Annotated in this window: 19 protein-coding genes and 1 riboswitch; of the genes, 12 read left to right on the top strand and 7 right to left on the bottom strand. The window is 68.7% G+C overall.

Annotated features, from left to right (window positions below; genetic code table 11):
• Window positions 1-47 precede the first annotated feature (47 nt).
• The 5 genes from ABT340_RS29495 (at window position 48) to ABT340_RS29475 (ending at window position 6,713) form a co-directional block, all read left to right on the top strand.
• Window positions 48-839, top strand: coding sequence for an SDR family NAD(P)-dependent oxidoreductase (locus tag ABT340_RS29495; RefSeq protein ID WP_352014109.1), 792 nt, complete (start codon window positions 48-50; stop codon window positions 837-839).
• Window positions 840-950: 111 nt separating this feature from the next.
• Window positions 951-3,491, top strand: coding sequence for an L-aspartate oxidase (locus tag ABT340_RS29490; protein WP_352014108.1), 2,541 nt, complete (start codon window positions 951-953; stop codon window positions 3,489-3,491).
• A complete protein-coding gene (locus ABT340_RS29485; protein WP_352014107.1) occupies window positions 3,491-4,273 on the top strand; it encodes a type III pantothenate kinase in 783 nt (260 codons plus the stop codon). Before ABT340_RS29490 ends, ABT340_RS29485 begins: the two co-directional genes overlap by 1 nt.
• A 110-nt stretch (window positions 4,274-4,383) precedes the next feature.
• Window positions 4,384-5,841 (top strand): bifunctional lysylphosphatidylglycerol synthetase/lysine--tRNA ligase LysX, encoded by a 1,458-nt coding sequence (gene lysX / locus ABT340_RS29480; RefSeq protein ID WP_386188979.1) that lies wholly within the window; start codon window positions 4,384-4,386, stop codon window positions 5,839-5,841.
• A gap of 623 nt (window positions 5,842-6,464) precedes the next feature.
• Window positions 6,465-6,713: a helix-turn-helix domain-containing protein gene (locus ABT340_RS29475; protein WP_386188844.1), complete on the top strand. Its 249-nt coding sequence runs from the start codon at window positions 6,465-6,467 to the stop codon at window positions 6,711-6,713.
• Between the two features lie 143 nt (window positions 6,714-6,856).
• Here ABT340_RS29475 and ABT340_RS29470 read toward each other — a convergent pair whose 3' ends face one another.
• Entirely contained in the window at window positions 6,857-7,906 is a 1,050-nt protein-coding gene (locus tag ABT340_RS29470; RefSeq protein ID WP_352014105.1) for an NlpC/P60 family protein, read from the bottom strand.
• Between the two features lie 5 nt (window positions 7,907-7,911).
• Window positions 7,912-8,063, bottom strand: a riboswitch (cyclic di-AMP (ydaO/yuaA leader).
• A 334-nt stretch (window positions 8,064-8,397) separates the two neighbouring features.
• Here ABT340_RS29470 and ABT340_RS29465 point away from each other — a divergent pair.
• The 5 genes from ABT340_RS29465 (at window position 8,398) to ABT340_RS29445 (ending at window position 16,224) form a co-directional block, all read left to right on the top strand.
• Window positions 8,398-9,033 (top strand): amino-acid N-acetyltransferase, encoded by a 636-nt coding sequence (locus tag ABT340_RS29465; RefSeq protein ID WP_352014104.1) that lies wholly within the window; start codon window positions 8,398-8,400, stop codon window positions 9,031-9,033.
• Between the two features lie 246 nt (window positions 9,034-9,279).
• Window positions 9,280-10,458 carry an RDD family protein gene (locus tag ABT340_RS29460; RefSeq protein ID WP_352014103.1) on the top strand — a complete coding sequence of 393 codons (1,179 nt, stop codon included), beginning with the start codon at window positions 9,280-9,282 and terminating at the stop codon, window positions 10,456-10,458.
• 1,362 nt (window positions 10,459-11,820) lie between these two features.
• Window positions 11,821-12,153 carry a histone-like nucleoid-structuring protein Lsr2 gene (locus ABT340_RS29455; RefSeq protein WP_184724583.1) on the top strand — a complete coding sequence of 111 codons (333 nt, stop codon included), beginning with the start codon at window positions 11,821-11,823 and terminating at the stop codon, window positions 12,151-12,153.
• A 265-nt stretch (window positions 12,154-12,418) separates the two neighbouring features.
• A complete protein-coding gene (locus tag ABT340_RS29450; RefSeq protein ID WP_352014102.1) occupies window positions 12,419-14,926 on the top strand; it encodes an ATP-dependent Clp protease ATP-binding subunit in 2,508 nt (835 codons plus the stop codon).
• A gap of 347 nt (window positions 14,927-15,273) precedes the next feature.
• Window positions 15,274-16,224 carry a TIM barrel protein gene (locus tag ABT340_RS29445; protein ID WP_352014101.1) on the top strand — a complete coding sequence of 317 codons (951 nt, stop codon included), beginning with the start codon at window positions 15,274-15,276 and terminating at the stop codon, window positions 16,222-16,224.
• A 1,089-nt stretch (window positions 16,225-17,313) separates the two neighbouring features.
• On the opposite strand, the gene ABT340_RS29440 is transcribed toward ABT340_RS29445, so the two are convergent.
• Window positions 17,314-18,009, bottom strand: a complete 696-nt coding sequence (locus tag ABT340_RS29440) for a hypothetical protein (protein ID WP_352014100.1) — start codon at window positions 18,007-18,009, stop codon at window positions 17,314-17,316.
• Window positions 18,010-18,131: 122 nt separating this feature from the next.
• Between ABT340_RS29440 and ABT340_RS29435 the strand changes: the two genes are divergently transcribed.
• Window positions 18,132-19,007, top strand: coding sequence for an HhH-GPD family protein (locus ABT340_RS29435; protein ID WP_352014099.1), 876 nt, complete (start codon window positions 18,132-18,134; stop codon window positions 19,005-19,007).
• Between the two features lie 60 nt (window positions 19,008-19,067).
• Here ABT340_RS29435 and disA read toward each other — a convergent pair whose 3' ends face one another.
• The 5 genes from disA to ABT340_RS29410 form a co-directional block, all read right to left on the bottom strand.
• Window positions 19,068-20,168: a DNA integrity scanning diadenylate cyclase DisA gene (gene disA, locus ABT340_RS29430; RefSeq protein ID WP_352014098.1), complete on the bottom strand. Its 1,101-nt coding sequence runs from the start codon at window positions 20,166-20,168 to the stop codon at window positions 19,068-19,070.
• A 79-nt stretch (window positions 20,169-20,247) separates the two neighbouring features.
• Window positions 20,248-21,648 carry a DNA repair protein RadA gene (gene radA / locus ABT340_RS29425; protein ID WP_352014097.1) on the bottom strand — a complete coding sequence of 467 codons (1,401 nt, stop codon included), beginning with the start codon at window positions 21,646-21,648 and terminating at the stop codon, window positions 20,248-20,250.
• Window positions 21,649-21,813: 165 nt separating this feature from the next.
• Complete coding sequence (gene trxA, locus ABT340_RS29420; protein WP_352014096.1) at window positions 21,814-22,128, bottom strand: thioredoxin; 315 nt, start codon at window positions 22,126-22,128, stop codon at window positions 21,814-21,816.
• 2 nt (window positions 22,129-22,130) lie between these two features.
• Complete coding sequence (locus ABT340_RS29415; protein ID WP_352014095.1) at window positions 22,131-22,505, bottom strand: MerR family transcriptional regulator; 375 nt, start codon at window positions 22,503-22,505, stop codon at window positions 22,131-22,133.
• A gap of 85 nt (window positions 22,506-22,590) precedes the next feature.
• Window positions 22,591-23,289, bottom strand: a complete 699-nt coding sequence (locus tag ABT340_RS29410) for a class I SAM-dependent methyltransferase (protein ID WP_352014094.1) — start codon at window positions 23,287-23,289, stop codon at window positions 22,591-22,593.
• 162 nt (window positions 23,290-23,451) lie between these two features.
• On the opposite strand from ABT340_RS29410, the gene ABT340_RS29405 reads away from it, so the two are divergent.
• Window positions 23,452-24,300 (top strand): sugar phosphate isomerase/epimerase family protein, encoded by an 849-nt coding sequence (locus ABT340_RS29405; RefSeq protein ID WP_352014093.1) that lies wholly within the window; start codon window positions 23,452-23,454, stop codon window positions 24,298-24,300.
• The last annotated feature ends 50 nt before the right edge of the window (window positions 24,301-24,350 follow it).

Below are 24,350 nucleotides of genomic sequence, written 5' to 3'. Positions count from 1 at the left end.
AATGCCCCTTTAGTCTCATAAATAGGACTAGTTGATCGGGGGAGCGAATGGACCGCCTCAAGGAGAAAGTCGCGCTGGTCACCGGGGCGGGCAGCGGCATCGGCCGCGCCGCCGCGCTGCTGATGGGCGCGCAGGGCGCCCGGGTCGCCGTGGCGGACCGTGACGGACAGGCCGCCAGGGAGACGGCCGACATGATCGACGGCGGCCTCGCGGTGTCGGTCGACGTCATGGACGAGGGCTCCGTGGCCGCCATGGTCGGCGCCACGGTCGCCGAGTTCGGCCGCCTGGACGTGCTCTGCAACCACGTCGGCGGCACGGACCCGCGCACCGACCTGGACCTGCTGCGGCTGGACATGGCCGAGTTCGACCGGGCCGTCGCCCTCAACGTGCGCAGCACCCTGCTGGGCTGCCGGTACGCCCTTCCCCACATGATCGAGGCCGGTGGCGGCTCGATCGTCAACACCGCCTCGGTGGCCGGACTGGTCGGGGACGTCCTGCAGATCTCCTACGGCGCGGTGAAGGCCGCCGTCATCAACCTCACCAAGTCGATCGCCGTGCAGTACGGCCCGCACCGCGTGCGCTGCAACGCCGTGGCGCCGGGGGCGGTGGTCACCCCGGCGCTGCTGGACAACCTCCCGCGGAACGTCGTGGACGACCTCCTGCGCCTCAACGCCCTGCCCTACCTCGGCACCCCCGAGGACATCGGCCACGTCATGGTCTTCCTGGCCTCCGACGAGTCGCGCTACCTGACGGGGCAGGTCCTCGTCGTCGACGGAGGCATGACCACCCAGTCCCCGGCCGCCCCCGGCCGCCGCTCCATGCTTCCCCCGGCCCCCTGAGAACGGGACGACCGAAAAGGGGGGACCCGGGGAACAAGGGTTTTCGGGAGGGCGTTATCGTCACATTGACGAAATAGAGGTGCCTCTAGCGATCCCCACAAGGAGGCGGCAGTGACGATCCCGGCCATTCCCCTGAAGTTGACCGCGCCCCCACCGGGCTGGACAGTCGAGGCCGACGTCGTCGTGGTCGGTTCAGGCGTAGCGGGGCTGACCCTCGCGTTGCGCGCCGCCGCCCTCGACCCCGGCGCGAAGGTCCTGGTCGTCACCAAGGACGTGCTCTCGGCGGGCTCGACGCGCTGGGCCCAGGGCGGCATCGCCGCCGTGCTCGACCCGGCCGACACCCCCGAGGAGCACCTGTCGGACACCCTCGTCGCCGGCGTCGGCCTGTGCGACGAGGAGGCCGTACGCGTCCTGGTCACCGAGGGGCCGGACGCGCTGCGCGAACTGATCGCGACCGGCGCCAGGTTCGACACCGACGAAACGGGTGAGCTGCAGCTCACCAGGGAGGGCGGCCACCGCCGCGACCGCATCGTGCACGCGGGCGGCGACGCGACCGGGGCCGAGGTGCAGCGGGCGCTGGTCAAGGCCGTCGGCGAGTCGTCCATCCAGGTCATCGAGCACGCCCTGGTGCTCGACCTGCTCAAGGACGCCGACGGCCGGGCCACCGGGGTGACCCTGCACGTCATGGGAGAGGGCGAACGCGACGGCGTCGGCGCCGTCAGGGCCCGCGCCGTCGTGCTGGCCACCGGAGGCATGGGCCAGGTCTACGCCGCGACCACCAACCCCGTCGTCTCGACCGGGGACGGCGTCGCGCTCGCGCTGCGGGCCGGGGCCGTGGTCAGGGACGTGGAGTTCGTCCAGTTCCACCCGACCGTGCTCTGGCTCGGCGAGGACTCAACCGGCCAGCAGCCGCTGATCTCCGAGGCGGTCAGGGGCGAGGGCGCCGTCCTGATCGACGCCGAGGGCGACCGCTTCATGAAGGGCGTCCACGAACTGGCCGACCTGGCTCCCCGCGACGTCGTGGCCAAGGCGATCACGCGGCGAATGCGTGAGACCGGCGCCGCCCACATGTATCTCGACGCCAGGCACTTCGGCGCGGAGAAGTGGCGCACCCGCTTCCCGACGATCCTCGCGGTCTGCCTCGAACACGGGATCGACCCGGTCACCCAGCCCATCCCCGTCGCCCCGGCCGCCCACTACGCCAGCGGAGGCGTCAGGACCGACCTGCGGGGCCGTACCAGCGTGCCCGGTCTGTACGCCTGCGGCGAGGTCGCCTGCACCGGGGTGCACGGCGCCAACCGGCTGGCCTCGAACTCCCTGCTCGAAGGCCTGGTTTTCGCCCGCCGCATCGCCGACGACATCCACGCCGAGCGCGCCGTACGGCCCGCGCCGGGTGAGCCCGTCGACGACGGACGCCAGGCCGGGCTGATCGACCCCAGGGCCAGGCCCAGGATCCAGGGGCACATGAGCATGGGCGCGGGGGTGCTGCGCAGCGGCGCCTCCCTGGGCGAGACCGCCAAGGCGCTGCTGAACGTCCGGTGGACCCCGGTCGCGGTCGAGCCGTGCACGGAGTCGTGGGAGACCACGAACCTGCTGACGGTCGCCTCCGCGCTGGTCGCCGCGGCCCGCGACCGGGAGGAGACCCGCGGGTCGCACTGGCGTGATGACTTCGCCGGACGGAACGATGAATGGTGGCTCGGGCACCTCGACGTGACCCTGACAGCGGAGGGAACGACCATGACATATGTGCCGCACGGACGAGGCTCCGACGCGCTGCCGCCGCGGGTCGAGGCGGCCCTGACCGAGGTGGGCGTCGAACCGGCCGAGGTCGCGGCGCTGATCGAGGTCGCCGTGGCCGAGGACCTCCAGGAGGCCGGTGATGTCACCAGCCTCGCCACGATCCCCGAGGGGCTGACCGCCACCGCCGACGTGGTCGCCAGGGCCGACGGCGTCGTGGCCGGACTGGCCGTGGCCGAAGGGGTGTTCGCCCGTGTGGGCGGGAGCCGCATGACGGTCGAACGCGTGGCCAAGGACGGCGAACGGGTGGCGCGGGGTGACGTGCTGATGACCGTCTCCGGCCCGGCCCGCGACCTGCTCACGGCCGAGCGCACGGCGCTCAACCTGCTCACCCACCTGTCCGGCGTGGCCACCCTGACCGACCGGTGGGTGCGGGCCGTCGAGGGCACGGGCGCACGGATCAGGGACAGCCGCAAGACGCTTCCCGGGCTGCGGGCGCTGGAGAAGTACGCGGTGCGCTGCGGCGGCGGCGTCAACCACCGCATGTCCCTTTCGGACGCCGCGTTGATCAAGGACAACCACGTGGTGGCCGCGGGCGGGGTGGCCGAGGCCTTCCGCGCGGTCAGGGACGCCTACCCGGGGTTGCCGATCGAGGTCGAGGTGGACAGGATCGACCAGATCGAGCCGGTCCTCACCGAGGGGGCGGAGGAGGTCCTGCTGGACAACTTCACCGTCGAGGAGATGTCGCGGGCCGTACGGCTGGTCGCGGGCAGGGCCCGGCTTGAGGCCAGCGGCGGGTTGACCTTGGAATCGGCTCGTGACGTAGCCGAAACAGGGGTTGACTATCTTGCCGTTGGCGCGCTCACCCACTCGGCGCCGGCCCTTGACATCGCCTTGGACCTTCGGGGGAACTGATGCTGCTCGCCATCGATGTCGGTAACACCCATACCGTCCTCGGCCTGTTCGAGGGCGAGGAGGTCATCGAGCACTGGCGGATCGCCACCGACGCCCGGCGCACCGCCGACGAGATCGCGGTCGTGCTGCAGGGGTTGCTCGGGCAGTCGCCGCTGCTCAAGGGCACCGACGTCGACGGCATCGTGCTCTGCTCGACCGTGCCGTCCGTGCTCAACGAGATGCGGGAGATGTGCCGCCGCTACTACGGCGACGTCACCGCCGTGATCGTCGAGCCGGGCATCCGCACCGGGGTCCCGGTCAGGATGGACAACCCGAAGGAGGTCGGCAGCGACCGGATCGTCAACGCCCTGGCCGCCATCCAGCTGTACGGCGGGCCGTGCGTCATCGTCGACTTCGGCACCGCCACCTCCTTCGACGCGGTCTCGGCCAAGGGCGAGTACGTCGGGGCGGTCACGGCCCCCGGCATCGAGATCTCGGTGGACGCGCTGGCCGCGGCCGGGGCGCAGTTGCACAAGGTCGAGCTGATCCGGCCGCGCTCGGTGATCGCCAAGAACACGGTCGAGGCGCTGCAGGCGGGCATCATCTACGGCTTCGCCGGGCAGGTGGACGGCATCGTCGAGCGGATGGCGGCCGAACTGGCCGACGACCCCGACGAGGTCACCGTCGTCGCCACCGGCAGCGCGGCGCCCCTGGTGGTCAGCGAGGCGCGCTCGGTCGACGTGCACGAACCGTGGCTCACGCTGATCGGCCTGCGGCTCATCTACCACCGCAACACCACCTGAGGCCTGGTCTCTTCGCGGAGAAAAAGCGGGAAACACCCTCTGGCGGACATCGGTAACCTTGTCCTGTGACCGATGAAGTGACCACCCCAGCCGACGATCTGCCGGAGCAGATGCGCGTGCGCCGGGAGAAGCTCGACCGTCTCCGTTCGGAGGGCGTCGAGCCGTACCCGGTGAACTTCCCGCGCACCGCGACCAACGGCGACGTCCGCGAGAAATACGCCGGCCTCGACGCCGACACCGCGACCGGCGACAGGGTGGGCGTCACCGGTCGGGTCATGTTGTCGCGCACGGGCGGCAAGCTCTGCTTCGCCACGATCCGCGACGGCTCGGCCGACCTCCAGGTCATGATCTCCCTGGACCGGGTCGGCGAGGAGTCCCTGGCGGCGTGGAAGCGCGACGTCGACCTCGGCGACCAGATCGGCGTCGTGGGCGAGGTCATCACCTCCCGCAGGGGCGAGCTGTCGATCCTGGCCGACAGCTGGACGATCACCTCCAAGTGCCTGCGTCCGCTGCCGGACAAGCACGCCGGGCTCACCGACCCCGAGGCGCGGGTCCGCCAGCGCTACGTGGACCTCATCGTCAACGACGAGGCGCGCAAGATGGCCTACACCCGCAGCGCGGTCGTGCGGTCCATCCGTGACTTCTGGCACGAGGAGGGTTTCCTAGAGGTCGAGACGCCGATGCTCCAGCCGATCCACGGCGGGGCGGCGGCCAGGCCGTTCAGGACCCACATCAACGCCTACGACATGGAGCTCTACCTTCGCATCGCGATCGAGCTCTACCTCAAGCGGCTCGTGGTGGGCGGCATCGAGAAGGTCTTCGAGATCAACCGCAACTTCCGCAACGAGGGCGCGGACGCCACCCACAACCCCGAGTTCACGATGATGGAGGCCTACGGCACCTATCTCGACTACAACGGGATCGCCGACCTGACCCAGCGGATGATCCAGCGGGCGGTCGTGGCCGCCCTCGGGCACTCCGTGGTGGTCCACGACGGCCAGGAGATCGACCTGGGGCTGCCGGTGTGGCCGAGGGTCACCGTTTACGGCTCGGTCTCCGAGGCGCTCGGCGAGGAGGTCACGACCGAGACCCCGCTCGACCAGGTCCGCAAGCTCGCCGACGCGCGCGACATCCACTGGGACGCCAAGTGGGGCCAGGGCAAGCTCGTGCAGGAGCTGTTCGAGGAGCTCGTCGAGCACACCCTCGTCCAGCCGACGTTCGTCATGGACTACCCGCTGGAGACCTCCCCACTGGCCAGGACGCACCGGGACAACCCGCTGCTGACCGAGAAGTGGGACCTGATCGGGTTCGGCACCGAGCTCGGCACCGGTTACTCGGAGCTGAGCGACCCGATCGAGCAGCGCCGCCGCCTCACCGAGCAGTCCCTGCTCGCCGCGGGCGGCGACCCGGAGGCCATGCAGCTCGACGAGGACTTCCTCACCGCCCTTGAGTACGCCATGCCGCCGACGGGTGGCGTGGGGGTCGGCGTGGACCGTCTGATCATGGCCTTCACCGGTAAGAACATCCGCGAGACCATCCTGTTCCCGCTGGTCAAGCCCACGGGCTGACCCTTCCTTCCCTGCACCGGGCCCGTTGCCCGGCTCCCCTCACGGCGGGCCGGGCGGCGGGCCCGGTCTCATGTGGGGGCCCGGAGCCCGGTGATTTGATTGGGGCCAAACGGAGGACGGAAACTCTATTTCCAGTGTGTTCGATACCGTACGGTAAACGGCATGTTACGCCAGATTTGCGCCGAATGCCGTAAATCTGGGGCATGGCATCCTCCCATTGCGGAGGGTTTCCAACCGCCACGTCAAGGGGTAGTGAGGCGCTCGGCGAAGCGCGCGGAAGGGCTCCACTTTTTCCGGCGAAATTCACATATAGGTCATAACCATACGGCCGGCCGGCGCCGGGGCCGTGGTCGGCGGGGCTCCGGCGAAACCTTGGTCTGCGAGGACGTGGCGCGCGGCGGGCGCCCCCGGCCACGGACCCTGACTTGTCCGTGACTTAACCATAAAGGCGCCGACATATCATGAGTACTTCACGTAGCGACCACTATGTCAACAGCGCGTGCTACCTCTATGAAGTGTGGAACTTGACGACCTTTGAACAAGCCGTTTACCGTTCCTGACGGGCGACACTGATTCCAGACAACTCACGCCTCGATTAGCAGGTGCGGGGGGAGCGACTCCAGATGGCATATCCCGAAGTGGATTCCCGTCGCGGCGACAGCCTCCTGGGCATGGGCGAGGTCGGCCTCACAGATGAGGATCTCGTGCTGCTGGCGGAGCTGGCCAAGGGCGTCACGGTCGACCGGGTCGGACGCCGCCTCGACATCAGCGGAAGAACGGTCCGCCGTAGACTCCGCGGAATCTGCGACCGCATCGGCGTGGCGACGGCCATCGAGGCCGTCGCCTGGGCGGCCCGCAGACGCCTCATCTGAGGCGAGCCCTTACCCGATGCCGTCCCGGACCCCCGCGTACGGCAGGGGCCCCCTGAGGGGCCGCTGCGGCCGTACGCGACCCGGGTGCGTCCTTCCCCGAACCGCCGTCGGCGGTTCGGGGCGGTCCGGCCGGTTCAGGCGGCTCAGTCGGCGATGCGCACCCCGCCCGCGAAGGGACGGTTGTCGATCGGGGCGATGTGAATGACGTCGCCGGTCTGCGGCGCGTGGACCATGAGGCCCGCGCCGATGTAGATCCCGACGTGGTGCAGGTCGCTGTAGAAGAAGACGAGGTCTCCCGGGCGCAGGTCGCTCCTTGAGGAGATGTGGGTGCCCGCGGTCCACTGGTCGCCCGTGTAGTGCGGCAGGCTGATGCCGACCTTCTGGTAGGCCCACATCACCAGGCCGGAGCAGTCGAAGGAGTTGGGGCCCTCGGCCCCCCACACGTACGGCTTGAGCTGCTGGGTGAGGGCCCAGCGGGCGGCCTCGGCGGCCTTGCCCGAGCCGATGATCGGCACGTTGACCTTGACCCGGCTGCCCCGGTTGCGTCCGGCCTGCGAACGCACCTCGCTGAACAGGTCGCTCTCGACCCGCTTCACCAGCCGTTCGATCTTGGTCCGCCGGTCGCCGAGGTCGGACAGGAGGTTCTTGACCTCGTCGGTGCGGGCCTTGGCGCTGGCCTGCGCGCGCTGGGCGGTCTCGATCGCCTTGCTGACCTGCGCGACCTCCTCGCTCTGCTGCTGCTGGAGCGCGTAGTTCGTGGTGGCCTGGTCGAGGAAGGTGTCCGGGTTGGACGACTGGGTGAAGGCCAGCGCCGAGGCGAGCCCACCCGCCATGTAGGTGCTCTGGGCGAGCAGGGTGGCCTTCGTGCGCCGCTCGGCCAGCTGTGACTCGCTGGCGGCGAGGGTCTTCTTCGCGCTCTCCGCGGCGCGCTGCGCCTGCTTGAGCTTGACCCGCCCGCCGTTGTACTGCTCGGTGAGCGTCTCGATCTCGGTGTGCAGCTTCTCGGCCTGCTTGGCGAGCTCCTGCAGACTCGGTTTCGGCTCCGCGGTCGCGGCGAAGGGGGCGCCGAGGAGCAGGGAGGCGAAGGCGAGCCCGGCGATCACCACCTTGTGCCGCGGCCTGCGCACCCGGTGTTCTCGATGGCGGGCGTTCCCGCCCGCGCTCTCTCTCCCACGGTTGCGCGTGCGCTTCACCAACAGGCTCCTCTCTCGGCCGCCTACCGGGTTAGCTGACGGGTTCGGGCCGGAGGCAGCCCTACCGAGGCGCCGGTGGCACATCGGATTCACCCCGGGGGACGGCTGGAGGGTGGGTCCCCGGTTCCCCGAGTCGGGGATTCGGCGGCGCAGCACTTTACGGGTGCTGACATCGAGGACGGACATTAGTGCAATTGGCGGTTCATGCTCAACCAGAACTGTGAAGCCGGTGGAGCTTTCGCAACTGAAATGTCACGGTCGGGTCACGCAATTTCATGATCGACATATGTGCCACGCCGGGCATCCGCCTCCCCCGGCACGGGGGTGGAGATTCTCGCAGGTCCAGGCCTTCGGACGGGGCCGGTCGAGACGCGCTCGCCGGGCGGCCTCCCGGGGCGCGAAGAAGACGGCGAGATTCATCCGACGGACCCCGCGGCCGAGATAAGGGCAGGCCGTAAACAAGCGGTGACGAGGACGTACTCTGATCAGTCATGGAGCAGGTTGCGCAACAGTCCCCGGCGCGGGCCGTACCCGGCCGGGACGAGGTTTCCCCGGAGGCCCCGGAAGGGGAGTCGGTGGCGGTCTCCGGCGACGTCCCGGAAGGGTCGTCGGCGGAGATCACGGTGCGCAGGGCCAGGACGCCGGACGTCCGCGCCATCCGCCGCCTGGTCGACACCTACGCCGGAGCGGGGCCGCGCCTGCTGGAGAAGGCGACCGTCACCCTTTATGAGGACATCCAGGAGTTCTGGGTGGCCGACGTGGCGGGAAAGGTCGTCGGCTGTGGAGCACTGCACGTCCTGTGGGAGGACCTGGCCGAGATTCGCACGGTCGCCGTCGATCCCGACTGCCGGGGTATGGGAATCGGCCACCGGATCGTCTCCCGTCTCATCGGCGTCGCCGGAGACCTCGGACTGCGCAGGGTCTTCTGTCTCACCTTCGAGATCGATTTCTTCGCGAGACACGGATTCAGGCAGATCCAGGGCACACCCGTCGCGCCGGAGGTCTACGCGGAACTTCTCGCCTCCTATGACGAAGGTGTGGCAGAGTTCCTTGATCTGGAGCACGTCAAGCCGAACACCTTGGGAAACACCCGGATGCTGCTCCATCTGACACCGCGGGGCCACTAGCTTGACCGTGGTGCTGACTGATCGGAAAGGTGACTGTTGTTACCTATGTCGATACGTTGTGCACCAGCAAGCATGTGAGTCTGACATGTGCCACATGCGCAGTCGAAGTGAGGTGACGCGGTGAGCACCGGACAGCCACCGTATCCGCAGGATGATCCCGAGCGCGACCGCACACCGTCGGGGCATCCGCAATACGGACAGAACGCGGGTCGAGCCCCCGGAGAACTCGATCCCGATGTGACAGTCGTGGGATATCGATCGGAGGCCTCACAGCCGAACACCGGACCTGGGCAGACCCAGCCCGGGTACGGCCAGCAGCAGGGCTACGGTCAGCAGGCCGCCCAGCCCGGTTATGGTCAGCAGGCCGCCCAGCCCTCCTACGGCCAGGACTACGGCCAGCAGCAGGGGTACGGCCAGCAGGCCGCCCAGCCGGGTTACGGTCAGCAGGGCGGGACGGGTGCCTACGGGCAGCCCGACTACGGCCAGCAGCAGGGCTACGGCCAGCAGGCCGCCCAGCCCGGTTATGGTCAGCAGGCCGCCCAGCCCTCCTACGGCCAGGACTACGGCCAGCAGCAGGGGTACGGCCAGCAGGCCGCCCAGCCGGGTTACGGTCAGCAGGGCGGGACGGGTGCCTACGGGCAGCCCGACTACGGCCAGCAGCAGGGCTACGGCCAGCAGGCCGCCCAGCCCGGCTATGGTCAGGACTACGGTCAGCAGCAGGGTTACGGTCAGCAGGCCGCCCAGCCCTCCTACGGCCAGGACTACGGCCAGCAGGCGGCCCAGCCGTCCTACGGTCAGCAGCCCTCCTACGGGCAGCCCGACTACGGTCAGCAGGGCTACGGCCAGCAACCCGGTTACGGCGCCCAGGCGTCCATGTACGGCCAGGGGTACGGTCCCCAGGGGGTCACGCCCCCCGGTGCGCCGGCTCCGCTGGCCGAATGGTGGCAGCGTCTGGTGGCGAGGATGATCGACGGCATCATTCTGGCGATCCCCACGGTGATCCTCAGCCTTGTGCTCGCGGCGATCCTTATCACCAACGGCGGTTTCGACCTTGAGAGCGGTGTGATCACCCAGCCCTCGGGGTACGCCCTGTCGACTTTCCTGACCACCATCATCGCCGGTCTGATCTATGTCGCCTATGAGTTCCTGATGTTGCGGCAGAACGGTCAGACCGTCGGCAAGATGGTCATGGGTATCAAGGTCGTCCGGGTGGGAGGCGCTCTGCAGGGCGGTCTCTCCCCCGATGTCGCCATCAAGCGGGCGGGCGTCTCCTACGGCCCCTACGCGCTGAGCGGCATTCCGCTGGTCGGATTCGTGCTCAACATCTTCACTCTGGTGAACGTGCTCTGGCAGCTGTGGGACAAGCCCCTGAAGCAGTGCCTGCACGACAAGGTCGCCGCGACGGTGGTCGTCAAGACCAAGTAGTCGCGGGAAAAGGGACCGGCGGGTTGAACCGCCGGTCCCTTTTCGTGTCCGCGTCCCGGTGCGCCGGGTTTCGTGTGCGCGTTCGCGTGTGACGGGAAACACGCCGGAGGGCGTGCCCGGTAACGAGGGCCCCTCAGGACGCGATGGAAGCGCAAACCCATTCGAGGCGGCACGAGGAGCGTTATGGCCGTCCACCCCCCTCCCTCGCCGACAAACGCCGTGCGCCACGGACGTCACGGCGCCCCCACCCCCAAGGGCCGTGGGATGAACAACTACGCGGTGCGGCCTTTGGACAGCCGTCCACACGGTCTTATGGGGCCCCAAAGGGAGAACGCGCGCCGCGGGGAGTTCGCGGACAGACGGCCGAATGGATCGCGGCCGGGGGAGGGCATCCTCCCGGGCGGCGCCGACTTCGCGTCCCCCAAGGGATTGTCCCGCCACCCGACTTCCCCTTCCCGAGGCTTCTTAGCGATGGCTCAGGAGGCGTCCTGGTGTCACATGGTTGTTACGGAGTCCGCTCCTGTTTGGTGGTTATAAGGTCTACGACTATGTCCTAGATGCCAGACAAGGACGTACTCTTGGTAAGAAAACAAGGAAGATCCGTCTTCTTCTGTCGGCGGAGTCGCACCACGGCCCCCCGCAACATGAAGAGGGCAACTATCCATACGGGTGTTCTTCGCACCGGGGGCATTGTCGGCGGTGAACCCGCCCGAGGTGATCTCCGGCTTCGTGGACGGCCCGTTTGATCTTCCCTTCCAGACCCCTCACCAGGGGCTACGTGAGCAGGAGGCCGTACGGCTCCGCAGTCGCCGAGCCGGGACCGCAATGGTTTTCCGGTGGAGTGATCATCACAAGATCGCCCTGCCGGTTTTTCCCTCCGGCTTTACGGAGCGCAACCGGTAAGACGGCTGGAGAGAAGCATTAAGGTAGTGAGCGGCAGGTCTGTCTGCCCCAGTGACACCCACCGACCGCAGGTGACGCTATGGTCATCCGTGGACGGAACCGGACCGATCGAGCGCGTCCTCCCAGCGTGGCCCGGGTTGTCGCAGGCAAAATTTCCATGGTCTCCGAAAGTTACCCACGGTGCGGAGCGAGGACGAATGAACGAGGTATTGTCCGCGTTGATACCCCCGGTGGTCGTCGGCGGGGCCTTCATCTACGGAGTTGTCAAGCTTCTTCGGAGTGAAGCCGCCGGCCGTCGCCCGGCAAAACGACGAGATCAGGTCGAGTCGCAGAACGGTTGATCACTCCCCGGGCTCGCGGGGCGACGAGAATCGCCGGGCTCCTGGAATTGCCGCTCTCCGATTGCGGGTATATGTTTAGCTAGCGAATGAAACAATACTCCGCGAAAGGATTGCGTAGATGGCCAAGCAGATCCAGGAGATACTCATCGACGACCTCGATGGGGGCGAGGCCAATGAGACCGTCGCCTTCGCGATTGACGGCACCAGCTATGAGATTGACCTCAGCGACGTAAACGCGAAGAAGCTCCGCGACTCCCTGTCGCCTTTCGTGCAGAGCGCCCGTCGTTCCGGTGCTCTGGCTCCTCGCCGTCGTCGTGCGGGTGGTACCCGGGCACTCACGAGGGAGAAGAGCGCCGACATCCGGGCGTGGGCCAAGTCCCACGGCCTCAACGTCAGCGAGCGCGGTCGAATCGCCTCCAAGATCGTCGAGCAGTACGAAGCGGCTCACTAGATCGTTGAATCATGCGGTTATGGCGGCCACGGTGGGGTCCGGTGGCGGCCATGACCGCATGACGCGTTTGAGCGGCCGATAAACGTCGTTCGCTTGCGGCGTATCGGGAACATCGCACCCCCCGCAAGTAGTTGGATGGAGGGTGAACGCCCTGCTCTCGGGGAACGTCTTCTGCGTAGAGCGGTCGCCGGGTCGGGGCTACCATGCGGGATGACAGGGCCCGGATATCCCGGACCTGCCTGACCGCTCTGTGAGGAGCGACGAGATGTTCGAGAGGTTCACCGACCGCGCACGGCGGGTTGTCGTCCTGGCCCAAGAAGAGGCCCGGATGCTCAACCACAACTACATCGGTACGGAGCACATTCTTCTTGGCTTGATCCATGAAGGTGAAGGCGTTGCCGCCAAGGCTCTGGAGAGCCTCGGCATCAGTCTTGAAGGTGTGCGTCAGCAGGTCGAGGAGATCATCGGCCAGGGGCAGTCTGCGCCGTCGGGGCACATTCCCTTCACCCCGCGTGCGAAGAAGGTCCTTGAGCTGTCGCTCCGTGAGGCCTTGCAACTGGGACACAACTACATCGGCACCGAGCACATCCTGCTCGGCCTCATCCGTGAGGGCGAGGGTGTCGCCGCACAGGTGCTGGTGAAGCTGGGCGCGGATCTCAACCGCGTCAGGCAGCAGGTCATCCAGTTGCTCCACGGTTACCAGGGCAAGGAGCCGGCCGCCTCGGGCGGTCCGCAGGAGACGGCGCCGTCGACCTCCCTTGTGCTGGACCAGTTCGGCCGCAACCTGACCCAGGCCGCCCGCGAGGGCAAGCTCGACCCGGTCATCGGCCGGGACAAGGAGATCGAGCGGGTCATGCAGGTCCTGTCCCGCAGGACCAAGAACAACCCCGTCCTGGTCGGCGAGCCCGGCGTCGGCAAGACCGCCGTCGTCGAGGGCCTGTCGCAGAAGATCGTCAAGGGCGAGGTTCCGGAGACGCTCAAGGACAAGCAGCTCTACACCCTCGACCTGGGCGCCCTGGTCGCGGGCTCGCGCTACCGCGGTGACTTCGAGGAGCGCCTGAAGAAGGTGCTCAAGGAGATCCGCACCCGCGGCGACATCATCCTGTTCATCGACGAGCTGCACACGCTCGTCGGCGCGGGCGCCGCCGAGGGCGCGATCGACGCCGCCAGCATCCTCAAGCCGATGCTGGCCCGTGGTGAGCTGCAGACCATCGGCGCGACCACGCTCGACGAGTACCGCAAGCACCTGGAGAAGGACGCCGCGCTTGAGCGCCGCTTCCAGCCGATCCAGGTGGCCGAGCCCAGCCTCAGCCACACGATCGAGATTCTCAAGGGCCTGCGCGACCGTTACGAGGCCCACCACCGGGTCTCCATCACCGACGGCGCCCTGGTCGCCGCCGCCCAGCTCGCCGACCGCTACATCAGCGACCGGTTCCTGCCGGACAAGGCGATCGACCTCATCGACGAGGCCGGCTCGCGCATGCGCATCCGCCGCATGACCGCGCCGCCGGACCTGCGTGAGTACGACGAGAAGATCGCCAACGTGCGGCGCGACAAGGAGTCCGCGATCGACGCGCAGGACTTCGAGAAGGCCGCGGCGCTGCGCGACCAGGAGAAGCAGCTCCAGCTCAAGCGGGAACGCCGCGAGAAGGAGTGGAAGGCCGGCGACATGGACGTCGTGGCCGAGGTCACCGAGGAGCTCATCGCCGAGGTCCTGGCCACCGCCACCGGCATCCCGGTCTTCAAGCTCACCGAGGAGGAGTCCCAGCGACTGCTCCGCATGGAGGACGAGCTGCACAAGCGGATCATCGGCCAGGACGACGCCATCAAGGGTCTGTCCCGCTCGATCCGCCGCACCCGCGCCGGTCTGAAGGACCCGCGCCGCCCGGGTGGCTCGTTCATCTTCGCCGGTCCCTCCGGTGTCGGTAAGACGGAGCTGTCCAAGTCGCTCGCCGAGTTCCTCTTCGGGGACGAGGACGCGCTGATCATGCTGGACATGTCCGAGTTCATGGAGAAGCACACCGTCTCCAGGCTGTTCGGTTCGCCTCCCGGCTACGTCGGATACGAGGAGGGCGGTCAGCTCACCGAGAAGGTGCGGCGCAAGCCGTTCTCCGTGGTCCTCTTCGACGAGATCGAGAAGGCGCACCCGGACATCTTCAACTCGCTGCTGCAGATCCTGGAGGACGGTCGCCTGACCGACGCCCAGGGCCGGGTGGTCGACTTCAAGAACACCGTCATCATCATGACGACCAACCTCGGTACCCGTGACATCTCCAAGGGCATCGGGGTCGGGTTCGCGAAGGCCAACGACAACGAGTCCAACTACGACCGGATGAAGGCCAAGGTGCAGGAGGAGCTCAAGCAGCACTTCCGGCCCGAGTTCCTCAACCGTGTCGACGACATCGTGGTCTTCCACCAGCTCACGCCGAAGGAGATCATCAAGATCGTCGATCTGATGCTCGCCCAGGTGGCGCTGCGCCTGAAGGACCGCGACATGGGTCTCGAAGTCTCCGACGACGCCAAGCAGCTGCTGGCCGACCGCGGTTACGACCCGGTGATGGGTGCCCGCCCGCTGCGCCGTACGATCCAGCGCGAGCTGGAGGACACGCTGTCGGAGAAGATCCTGTACGGCGAGCTCCGGCCCGGCCAGATCGTCAAGATCGGCGTCGAGGGCGAGGGTGACAACGCCACCTTCACCTTCGTCGGCGAGGCCGCGCCCACGGACCGTGTCCCGGACTCGGCCGCCGCCATCGCGGAGCCGATCCAGCACTAGGCCGAACGGTCCCCGGGGCTCCATCCCCGAAGGACCGGCAGGTCAGAGAACTGAAGCAGACCCCGTCGTGAGACATCACGGCGGGGTCTGCTCATTTGTTATACAAGGAGGTGTCCTACCACCAAAGGTAGTACTACACTCTGTAGAGTGAGCCTGGCCAAGGCTCACCAAGTGAGCCACACATCGTGCTTTCCGCGGCGAGATCGCCTTCCGGGGTCAGCCGCGCGGCGTACCGGCGAATCACCTGCAGAGGTGACGCGGTGACCGGCCTCCGCGCGGGATGCTCGGCCCACCAGGCGGGTCCCAGGACCACCTGATCGAAAGCACCACACGCTTGGAGGCATCGGATGCGTTTGCGACACCAGGACGGGACTCTCGTTCACCTGTCCTACAACGCGGGCGTCCATCCCGCTGAGGACCTGGAGAACCTGATCGCCCACCTGACCAGGTACGCCGTTCCGGTGCGCAAGCGCCTCGGCGTCGGGCGGATGGGCGTCGGACTCTGGCTCTCCCCGAGCGTGGCCGACCACCTCATCGCCGACCGGATCGAACTGGTCCGCCTGCGCCGTTCCCTGGAGGAGCGCGGCCTGGAGGTCGTCAGCCTCAACGGCACCGGTGGCCGTAACCAGGAGAGCCCCGGCCCCGACTGGGCCAAGCCCGAGCGGTACCGCTACACGATGTCCCTGGCCAAGATCCTGGCCTTCCTGCTCCCGGACGACGTCCAGTTCGGCAGCATCTCCACCATCCCCATCGGCTGGCGCCGTGACTGGCCCGCCGACCTGCACGCCATCGCGGCCCGCCGCCTCGAACGACTCTCCCGCGAACTGCGCGGCCTCTACAGCGTCACCGGCAAGACGGTCAGGGTCGGCTTCGAGCCTTGGCCCGGCTGTGTGCTGGAGACCACCAAGCAGGCCCTCGAACGCGTCTGCGGCATCGACTCCGAGCATCTCGGCGTCTGCCTCGACGCCTGCCACCTCGCGGGCGGCGCGGAGCAGCCGGAGGACGCCCTGCGCGGCCTGGCCGCCGCTGGTGCCCCCGTCGTCAAGCTCGGCCACGTCCACAACCACTTCGGCGACGCCTGCCAGGAGCTCCCCAGCACCCGTTCCGTGCTTGAGGACACCCTCACCGCGATGCTCTCCGGCGCGGTGAACGGCACGGCCCACATCGAGGTCGAAACCCACGGTCTGGCCGTACCGCTGCGCGCCAAGGGCCCCGGCGCCCTGGTCAACATGATCGCCGAGGAACTCGACTGGGCAAGGACGAACCTGACGGCACTGGGCCTGACACTCGCTGCGTAACCTTTTGCGCCGCCTTCGGCGTGTCTCTTTGCGCCGCCTTCGGCGTCGCGGGTTCGGGTGCTTCGAGCCGACGCTTTCCCTCGTCACTCCGTCGCTTCGCTCCTGTGTTCCTCAGTCCAAGCGTCGGCGCACCCGAACCGACACCCCTCACACTTGGCACCGGTAAAGCACAGGCAAAACCCCTCACTCCTGGTGTGGGGGGCGTCGGTTTCCTCGGCTCAGGTGGTGGGAGCACCGAGGGCAACAGGCCCAATTTCCTTGGTTCGGGCGTTGGAAGGTGCCGGAACCGCCTTTGGCGCGCATGGGCCGGGTTTCGTGGGGCTCGTGCTGGTTTCAGTTCAGCCATGCGCTCCTTTCCGCGTGGGGGCTTCAGCTGCGGTGGTTGGTTCCGGGTGGGGGTCGCGCGGGTTGCTTCAGCGGGCTGGAGGGCACTGGGCAGACGAAGTCAACCGTTCTTCGGTAGTGATCACGTCGGACCAGGCCGCCATCCTCGGTGCGCACAGCGGGAGCCAGGACGAGGCAAGGGGAAACCCACAGCCCGGTGGGTCTGCGGCATGGATGGAGGGCCGGGACGGAGTCAGGGAAGGGCCACGGCTCGGCATGGGGAGTGGCGTGGACGGCGGGCGCTGAGGTGTGGAGCCAGGGGAGGTCCACGGCTCGGTTTGGGGAGCTGCGCGTCTGCGGGGTGTGGGCTGGGCGGAGTGTGGCCCGTGAGGCAGAGGGTGGGCTTCAGGGTGAGGGCCGGGGGAAGCGGAGTGTGGCCCGTGAGGCGGATGGTGGGCTTCAGGGGGAGTTCGTGGCCTGGGCGCGGGAGGGCGAAACCGCGTGTGAGTGTGGAGAGGGCACGCCAGGTGAAGGCCGGGAAAGGCTATGTGGAAGAACCGGGAAAACCGATCTGGGTGGTGTGAATTGGAGGAATCCGAGGCGGGTTGAGAAGCGGGCGGTGGTGTGGGCCTATCAGGTCAGGAAAAGTCCTGAAGAAGTAGACGGGTCAGGAAAAACCGCGGCACGGCCCCGGAATCCCAAGGTGTGAGCCCCGAGAAACCGCGTTGCAAAAGCCTCGGAAACTGTAATGGGGGGAAGGGCAGGTCAGCGGAGGTGGAAGACGGCCTTGTGGCTCTTGAGGTCGGGAGTGCGGACCATGGCCACATAGGTTCCGGCCTTGGCGGCGGGGCGATGGGCTGAGCAGTCGCTGCCGGAGCGGTGCCGGTTCCAGTCGATCTGCCGGACGTACGGGATGCCCCGGTCGAGCCGGCGGATCTCCTCGGCCTCTCCGCTGACGCAGTCGGCGGACGACCAGATCCGGTCGTCGCCCGAGGTGATGCGGACCTCAAGCGCCCGTGCCCCCACGTTGGCGGTGCACATCACCTTGTTGGTGTTCACCAGCGTGACGATGAACTGGGGTCGGCTGCCCCCCGGGTAGACCTCGCTCCGTCCGCGTATGTCCAGGACCAGGTCGGACGGGTCGCAGGTCTGGCCGGGGCGCCTGATCTGGACCTTGGGCTTCGCCTTGACGACGGCGGCTTTCGGGGAGGGGGTGGCCCCGGGGGATCGTGGGGCGGGAGGCGTCGGGGTGATCGTCACCGCGGGCAGAAGCGCCAGGACCGGATCCGGTGACGGGGACCCGGTGGCCGTGCCGTTCGCCCGGGGGCCGTCGTCCTGTCCGCCTGCCGAGCAGGCCCATGCCACCAGGGCGACCACCATGAGCACACCGAGGAGCGCGACCATCCGCCGCCGCCAGTAGACGTCCACTCCTATATCACTACGGAAAGTGTCCGGATCCATACGCACAGTATGGTGACTCTCCAAGGGCCGTGAAGGGCGACCCGCCGCTCTGGTCGTCGTTTCGGAGGGCGAGGTCCGGCGAAGGCGGCGAAGCACGTCCGGAACGGCACTATCGTCGGAGAGTGCCCGAGTCGAACCTCCTGTTGGAGCCTGTCCTCTCCTGGTACGCCGACAACGCGCGTGACCTTCCATGGCGGGCCGAGGACGCCTCCCCCTGGTCGATCCTGGTCAGCGAGATCATGCTGCAGCAGACTCCGGTGGTCAGGGTGCTTCCCATCTGGACGGAGTGGATGGAGCGCTGGCCGACGCCCGCGGCCCTGGCCAAGGAACCGCCGGGCGAGGCCGTACGGCACTGGGGGCGTCTTGGGTATCCACGGCGCGCCCTCAACCTGCACGCCTGCGCCAGGGTGATCACCGACGAGCACGGCGGGGAGGTGCCCTCCGACCACGCGACGCTGCTGACGTTGCCCGGTATCGGCGAGTACACCGCCGCCGCGGTGGCCAGTTTCGCCTTCCGGGGGCGATACGCCGTGCTGGACACCAACGTGCGCAGGGTCCTCGCGCGGGCCGTGCGGGGGGAGGAGTATCCCCCGAAGGCCACCACGCCCGTCGAGCGCAAGCTCGCCGCCTCGCTGCTGCCCGGGGAGGAGGACGCCCCGGTCTGGGCGGTGGCCGTGATGGAACTCGGCGCCCTGGTCTGTACGGCTCGCGCCCCTCGCTGCGCCGACTGCCCGGTCGTCGGCCTGTGCGCCTGGCGGCTGGCGGGCAAACCGCCCTACGAGGGACCGGCGCGTAAGGGGCAGACCTACGCGGGTACGGACCGTCAGTGCCGGGGGCGGCTGCTGGCCGTACTCCGTCAGGCCCACGAGCCCGTCCCCAAGGACGCCCTCGACGTGGTCTGGGACGACGCCCCGCAGCGGGAGCGCGCGCTGGACGGCCTGGTCGCCGACGGGCTGGCGGAGGTCCTCGACGACGGGACCTACCGTCTTCCCACCTGAGATCGCCGAGGCACGCACCGGCTTGAGGGCCGGTTCGCGGTGGAACCCCGGGAGGGCGGGTCAGACGTAACGTTCCAGGATGGACGACTCGGCCAGGCGGGACAGGCCCTCGCGGATGTGCCGGGCCCTGGCCTCGCCGACGCCGCCGACCTCCTGCAGGTCGCCGATGCTGGCGGCCAAGAGCTTCTGCAGGCTGCCGAACTGGTCGACCAGGCGGTCGACGACCGTCACGGGCAGGCGGGGCACCTTGGCCAGCAGCCGGTAGCCACGGGGGCTGACCGGGCTCTCCAGGACGTCGGTGCCCGACTGGCCGAGCACGTGCGCGACGGCCGTCAGGTCGAGCAGGCCGTCGGAGGAGAGCTGGTCGAGGTCGTGCAGGGCGTCGGCGAAGCGGCGCGGACGTCGTGCCGAGATGGGGAGGTAGTCGCGCACGATCAGCTCGCGGTCGCTCTCGGTCCCGGCGACCAGCTCGTTGAGCTGCAGGGAGAGGAGCCGGCCGTCGGTGCCGAGCTCGACCACGTAGCCGGCGATCTCGTTGGAGATGCGCCGGACCATCTCCAGGCGCTGGGCGACCACGGCCACGTCGCGGACGGTCACCAGGTCTTCGATCTCCAGGGCGGACAGCGTGCCCGAGACCTCGTCGAGCCGGAGTTTGTATCGCTCCAGAGTGGCCAGCGCCTGGTTGGCCTTCGACAGGATCACCGCCGACTCCTCCAGCACATGGCGGATGCCGCCCAGGTAGAGGGCGATGATCCGCATGGACTTGCTGAGGGAGATCACGGGAAGGGACGTCTGCACGGCGACGCGCTGGGCCGTACGGTGTCGGGTGCCCGACTCGTCGGTGGGGATGGACGGGTCGGGCATCAGGTGCACCGCGGCTCGGACGATCTTGTGGTCGTCGGAGCTCAGCACGATGGCGCCGTCCATCTTGGCCAGTTCGCGCAGTCGGGTGGCGGAGAACTCGACATCCAGCTCGAATCCGCCGCTGCAGATCGCCTCGACCGTGCTGTCGTAGCCCAGCACGATGAGACCGCCGGTGTGGCCGCGAAGGATGCGTTCCAGGCCGTCGCGCAGCTCGGTGCCCGGCGCGACCGCGGCCAGGACACTTCTGCGGCGTTCGTCGAGTCCTTGTTCGTCGAGTCCTTTGTAGGTGGCTGCCACATGACCCCCGTGGTCCGCGTATAAGGTCTAGCTTACCGGCGAAGGTCCCCCCGAGTCCGGAATCACCGGATCGCCTCTCCTAAGTGACATGAGTGAGGGCGTCCCAGACGTTTTCCGCCTCAACGACATCGAAACCTGGCATGAAGGATGTGCCCCGGCCGCCGACCGGGACCAGGGTGCGGTCGCCGTTGCGCCTTTTGCCCGAGTCGAGGGACCCGGAGGGGACCAGGGCGCGGGTGAAGCCGAGCCTGGCGGCCTCCGACAGGCGGCGCCGTACGTCTCGGACCGGGCGGAGCTCACCGGCCAGGCCGACCTCGCCGAGCACGACCAGGCCGGGGGGCAGCGGTTTGTCCCCGGCGGCGCTGGCGACGGCGAGCATCACCGACAGGTCGACCGCGGGGTCGCTGAGCTTGATGCCGCCGACGGTCGCGGTGAACACGTCGCAGCCGCCGAGCTTGGCGTTGAGCCGCCGTTCGAGCACGGCGAGCACCATCGTCACGCGGTAGGTGTCGAGCCCGGAGGAGGAGCGGCGCGGCTGCTGGGCCTCGGTCCGCGCGACCAGTGCCTGGACCTCGGCGGGCAGCGGGCGGGTGCCCTCAAGGGTGACGGTCACGCACGTGCCGGGGACCGGGTCGTTGCGGTGGGAGACGAACAGGCCACTGGCGTCGGCGATGCCCTCGATGCCGTTCTCGTGCAGGTCGAAGCAGCCGACCTCGTCGACGGGACCGTACCGGTTCTTGATCGCGCGGACCATGCGGAGCCGGGAGTGGCGGTCGCCCTCGAAGTGGAGCACGACGTCGACCAGGTGCTCAAGCGTCCTGGGGCCCGCGATGGAGCCCTCCTTGGTGACGTGGCCGACCAGGACCGTGGACATGCCGCGCTCCTTGGCCAGCCTGATCACGTTTCCCGCGACCTCTCTGACCTGGGTGACACCGCCGGGGACGCCGGTGGCCAGGGTCGAGCCGATCGTCTGCACCGAGTCGACGACGAGCATGTCGGGCTGGACCTTCTCCACATGGGCGACCAGCGCGGCCAGGTCGGTCTCGGCCGCGAGGTAGAGGCGGTCCTGGATCGCGCCGATCCGGTCGGCCCTGAGCCGCACCTGGGAGGCCGACTCCTCACCGGTGATGTAGAGGACGGTCTGCTGACGCGCGATCTTGGCCGCCGCCTCAAGCAGGAGTGTGGACTTGCCGATGCCGGGCTCTCCGGCCAGCAGCACGACCGCGCCGGGGACCAGGCCGCCGCCGAGCACCCGGTCGAGCTCGCCGACCCCGGTGCTGCGGGCCTGCGCGACCTCGGCCTTGACCTCGCCGATCGGGACGGCGGGGGCGGAGACGGCGCCCGCGGAGGCCACGTTGACGCCGCCACGCGCGGTCTCCTCCTCGACCGTGCCCCAGGCCTGGCACTCGCCGCAGCGACCGACCCACTTGGCGGTCTGCCAACCGCACTCACCACAGCGATAGCCGACCCTCTTTGCCATGGCCGCGAGGCTACCGGTCCCGACCGACAACTTCACCCGTCGTGTCCCGGGCGCGGGCGAGGAGGCCGGCCATGCGCAGGCGGTGCTGCGGGTTCTGGGGCGGCTCGGTCCCCGCCTGAGTCGTGGGGTCCTTCCCCGTGGATCACCGGGAAGGGCCCCACGGGCTCAGATGTGGCCTTCGAGCTCGGCCAGGAGCAGGCGCTTGGGCTTGGCGCCCACGACCTGCTTGACGACCTCGCCGTTCTTGTAGAGGTTGAGCGTGGGCAGTCCGAGCACGCCGTACCTGGCGCTGATCTCGGGGTGGTCGTCGGAGTTGATCTTGGCGATCGTGACGCGGTCGCCGTACTCGGCGTCGATCTCGTCGAGGACCGGCGCGATCATGCGGCACGGCGGGCACCACTCGGCCCAGAAGTCGACCAGGACGGGCTTGTCGCTCTCCAGCACCTGTTCTGCGAAGTTCTCCGCGGTCAGGGTGATCATTTCTACTCCCGTTTCGTCAGCACGCATCCGGGGCAGGCCGTGGACAACTGTCCGGCGACCTCGGCCCTTCGGACCAGTAGCGCGCGGATCTCGTCGTCGATCTCGGCCAGCTTGCGCCGGTAGACCTCGACGGACTCGGGACAGTCGGCCCCCGACTCGTGCCCCGCCCGAAGGCAGGCCACGAACGGCTTGGCGTCCTCCAGGGTGAACCCGACCGTGAGCAGCGACCTGATCTCGGTGACGAGCTTGAGATCCGCCTCGCTGTACTCCCGGTAGCCGTTCGCCGTCCGCCGAGCCCTGATCAGCCCCTGCTGCTCGTAGTAACGCAGCGCCCTGGGACTGACCCCGGCCCGTCTGGCGAGCTCCCCGATCCGCATCCGGTCCTCCTTACGGCGCCACGGTAAACGTTGACGTCAGTGTCAGGGTCAAGCCCCGGACCGGGGGAACGCATTCCCGGCGAGGTCAGAACCGCTTCCAGCGCAGGAGGTTGGGGTATTCGAGCTCCACCCCGGACGTCTCCGCGATGGCCCGCGCCGCGACCTCCGGCGTGAACTCGATGCGGAGCACGGCTTCGAGGTCGGTACGGCGCTCGAAGGCCATGCGCAGGTCGAGAGGCTGGGTGTGCCAGTCGTTGCGCCGCCAGAACTCCTCGACGGAGGCGGAGGAGTAGGACGGGAGCGAGGCGCTGAACCAGCGGCCGAAGGCGCCGCGGGTGGCGTCCAGGTCGATGACGAAGGCCGTGCCGCCGCGCCGTACGACCCGGGACAGCTCCTTCAGGCCGGGTTCGCAGCCGGGGCCGAAGAAGTAGGCCCAGCGGGCGACGGCCACGTCGGCCGAGGCGTCGGGGAGCGGCAGGTCCTGGGCGGTTCCCCGGCGCACGTCCACGTTCGGCAGGGAGCGGCAGCGGCGTCTGGCCAGCTCGACCAGGTCGTCGTGCGGCTCGACGCCGACCACCCGGGCGGCCCGCGCGGACAGGGACGGCAGGTGGTAGCCCGTCCCGCAGCCGATGTCCACGACCGTCGCGCCGGTCAGCGGCCTGACGGCGGCCATCGCGGCGTCGGCGACCCCCTCGGGATCGACGGCGCGGTTCTCCAGCTCGTAGATCTGCGGGGTGTTCCAGATGTTCGGGCTGGGAATGGCGCCCTTGGCAAACCGCGGCATGCCCCCAACCGTAGCGACGGTGCCCGGGTGATCCGCGCCACGTCAAGCGGGCGATACGCCATCGTTCCCCGAGCGCGCTTAGGCTGGCAACGTGAGTGAGAGAACCGACGGCGGTAGGGGGACCCGCTCACGCGAGCTCTGGCCGGGAGGCGAGGAATCCGTATGAGCGTTACCCGAGCATCCACCGCGAAGATCGCCCTGTCCACGGCGTCGGTGTACCCGGAACGCACCCCTGACGCCTTCGAGCTGGCGGCCCGGCTGGGATACGACGGCGTCGAGATCATGGTCGGCGCCGACCCGGTCAGCCAGGACGTCGACGTGCTCGAACGGCTCAGCGACCACTACCAGCTGCCGATCCTGGCGATCCACGCGCCGTGTCTGCTGGTCACCCAGCGGGTGTGGGGCAAGGACCCGTGGGTCAAGCTCCAGCGGGCGCAGCGGGCCGCGGAGCGGGTCGGCGCCAGGACGGTCGTGGTGCACCCGCCCTTCCGCTGGCAGCGTGACTACGCCCGCGAGTTCGAGGTCGGCCTGGCCAGGATGCGCGAGGAGACCGACGTGGTCTTCGCGGTGGAGAACATGTTCCCGCTGAAGGCCAGGGGCAACGAGGTGGTCCCCTACTCTCCCGGGTGGAACCCGATCGACTACGACTTCCCCCAGGTCACCCTGGACCTGTCGCACACCGCGGTCTCCGGTGTCGACGCCAGGGAGATGTTCAACAAGCTCGGCGACAGGCTGGCCCACCTGCACCTGGCCGACGGGCTCGGGGTGGCCAACAAGGACGAGCACCTGGTCCCCGGGCGGGGCAACCAGCCGTGCGCGGAGATCCTGGAGCGCATGGCGGGCAACGGCTACGACGGCCTCGTCGTGCTGGAGATCAACACGCGCAAGGCGAGCGGCCGTACCGAGCGGATCGACGACCTCGCCGAGGCGCTGGCCTTCGCGCGGCGGCACCTGGCCCCCTCGCACGCGTCGGGGGCGAAGGGCTCGGGAACGGCGGGCTCGAAGGGGTGACCGAGCAGCAGTCCCCCGCGGAACAGGACACCGGGCGGGGCGCGGGCCGT

This window comes from Streptosporangium sp. NPDC000239 (assembly GCF_040300765.1).
Taxonomy (GTDB): domain Bacteria; phylum Actinomycetota; class Actinomycetes; order Streptosporangiales; family Streptosporangiaceae; genus Streptosporangium.
This window is presented reverse-complemented; position numbering and strand designations above follow the sequence as displayed.

Coding starts and splice junctions, on each gene's coding strand:
- ABT340_RS29495 (WP_352014109.1), top strand. CDS start 48: ATGGACCGCCTCAAGGAGAAAGTCGCGCTGGTCACCGGGGCGGGCAGC.
- ABT340_RS29485 (WP_352014107.1), top strand. CDS start 3,491: ATGCTGCTCGCCATCGATGTCGGTAACACCCATACCGTCCTCGGCCTG.
- lysX (WP_386188979.1), top strand. CDS start 4,384: ATGCGCGTGCGCCGGGAGAAGCTCGACCGTCTCCGTTCGGAGGGCGTC.
- ABT340_RS29475 (WP_386188844.1), top strand. CDS start 6,465: ATGGCATATCCCGAAGTGGATTCCCGTCGCGGCGACAGCCTCCTGGGC.
- ABT340_RS29465 (WP_352014104.1), top strand. CDS start 8,398: ATGGAGCAGGTTGCGCAACAGTCCCCGGCGCGGGCCGTACCCGGCCGG.
- ABT340_RS29455 (WP_184724583.1), top strand. CDS start 11,821: ATGGCCAAGCAGATCCAGGAGATACTCATCGACGACCTCGATGGGGGC.
- ABT340_RS29450 (WP_352014102.1), top strand. CDS start 12,419: ATGTTCGAGAGGTTCACCGACCGCGCACGGCGGGTTGTCGTCCTGGCC.
- ABT340_RS29445 (WP_352014101.1), top strand. CDS start 15,274: ATGCGTTTGCGACACCAGGACGGGACTCTCGTTCACCTGTCCTACAAC.
- ABT340_RS29440 (WP_352014100.1), bottom strand. CDS start 18,009: ATGGATCCGGACACTTTCCGTAGTGATATAGGAGTGGACGTCTACTGG.
- radA (WP_352014097.1), bottom strand. CDS start 21,648: ATGGCAAAGAGGGTCGGCTATCGCTGTGGTGAGTGCGGTTGGCAGACC.
- trxA (WP_352014096.1), bottom strand. CDS start 22,128: ATGATCACCCTGACCGCGGAGAACTTCGCAGAACAGGTGCTGGAGAGC.
- ABT340_RS29415 (WP_352014095.1), bottom strand. CDS start 22,505: ATGCGGATCGGGGAGCTCGCCAGACGGGCCGGGGTCAGTCCCAGGGCG.
- ABT340_RS29410 (WP_352014094.1), bottom strand. CDS start 23,289: ATGCCGCGGTTTGCCAAGGGCGCCATTCCCAGCCCGAACATCTGGAAC.
- ABT340_RS29405 (WP_352014093.1), top strand. CDS start 23,452: ATGAGCGTTACCCGAGCATCCACCGCGAAGATCGCCCTGTCCACGGCG.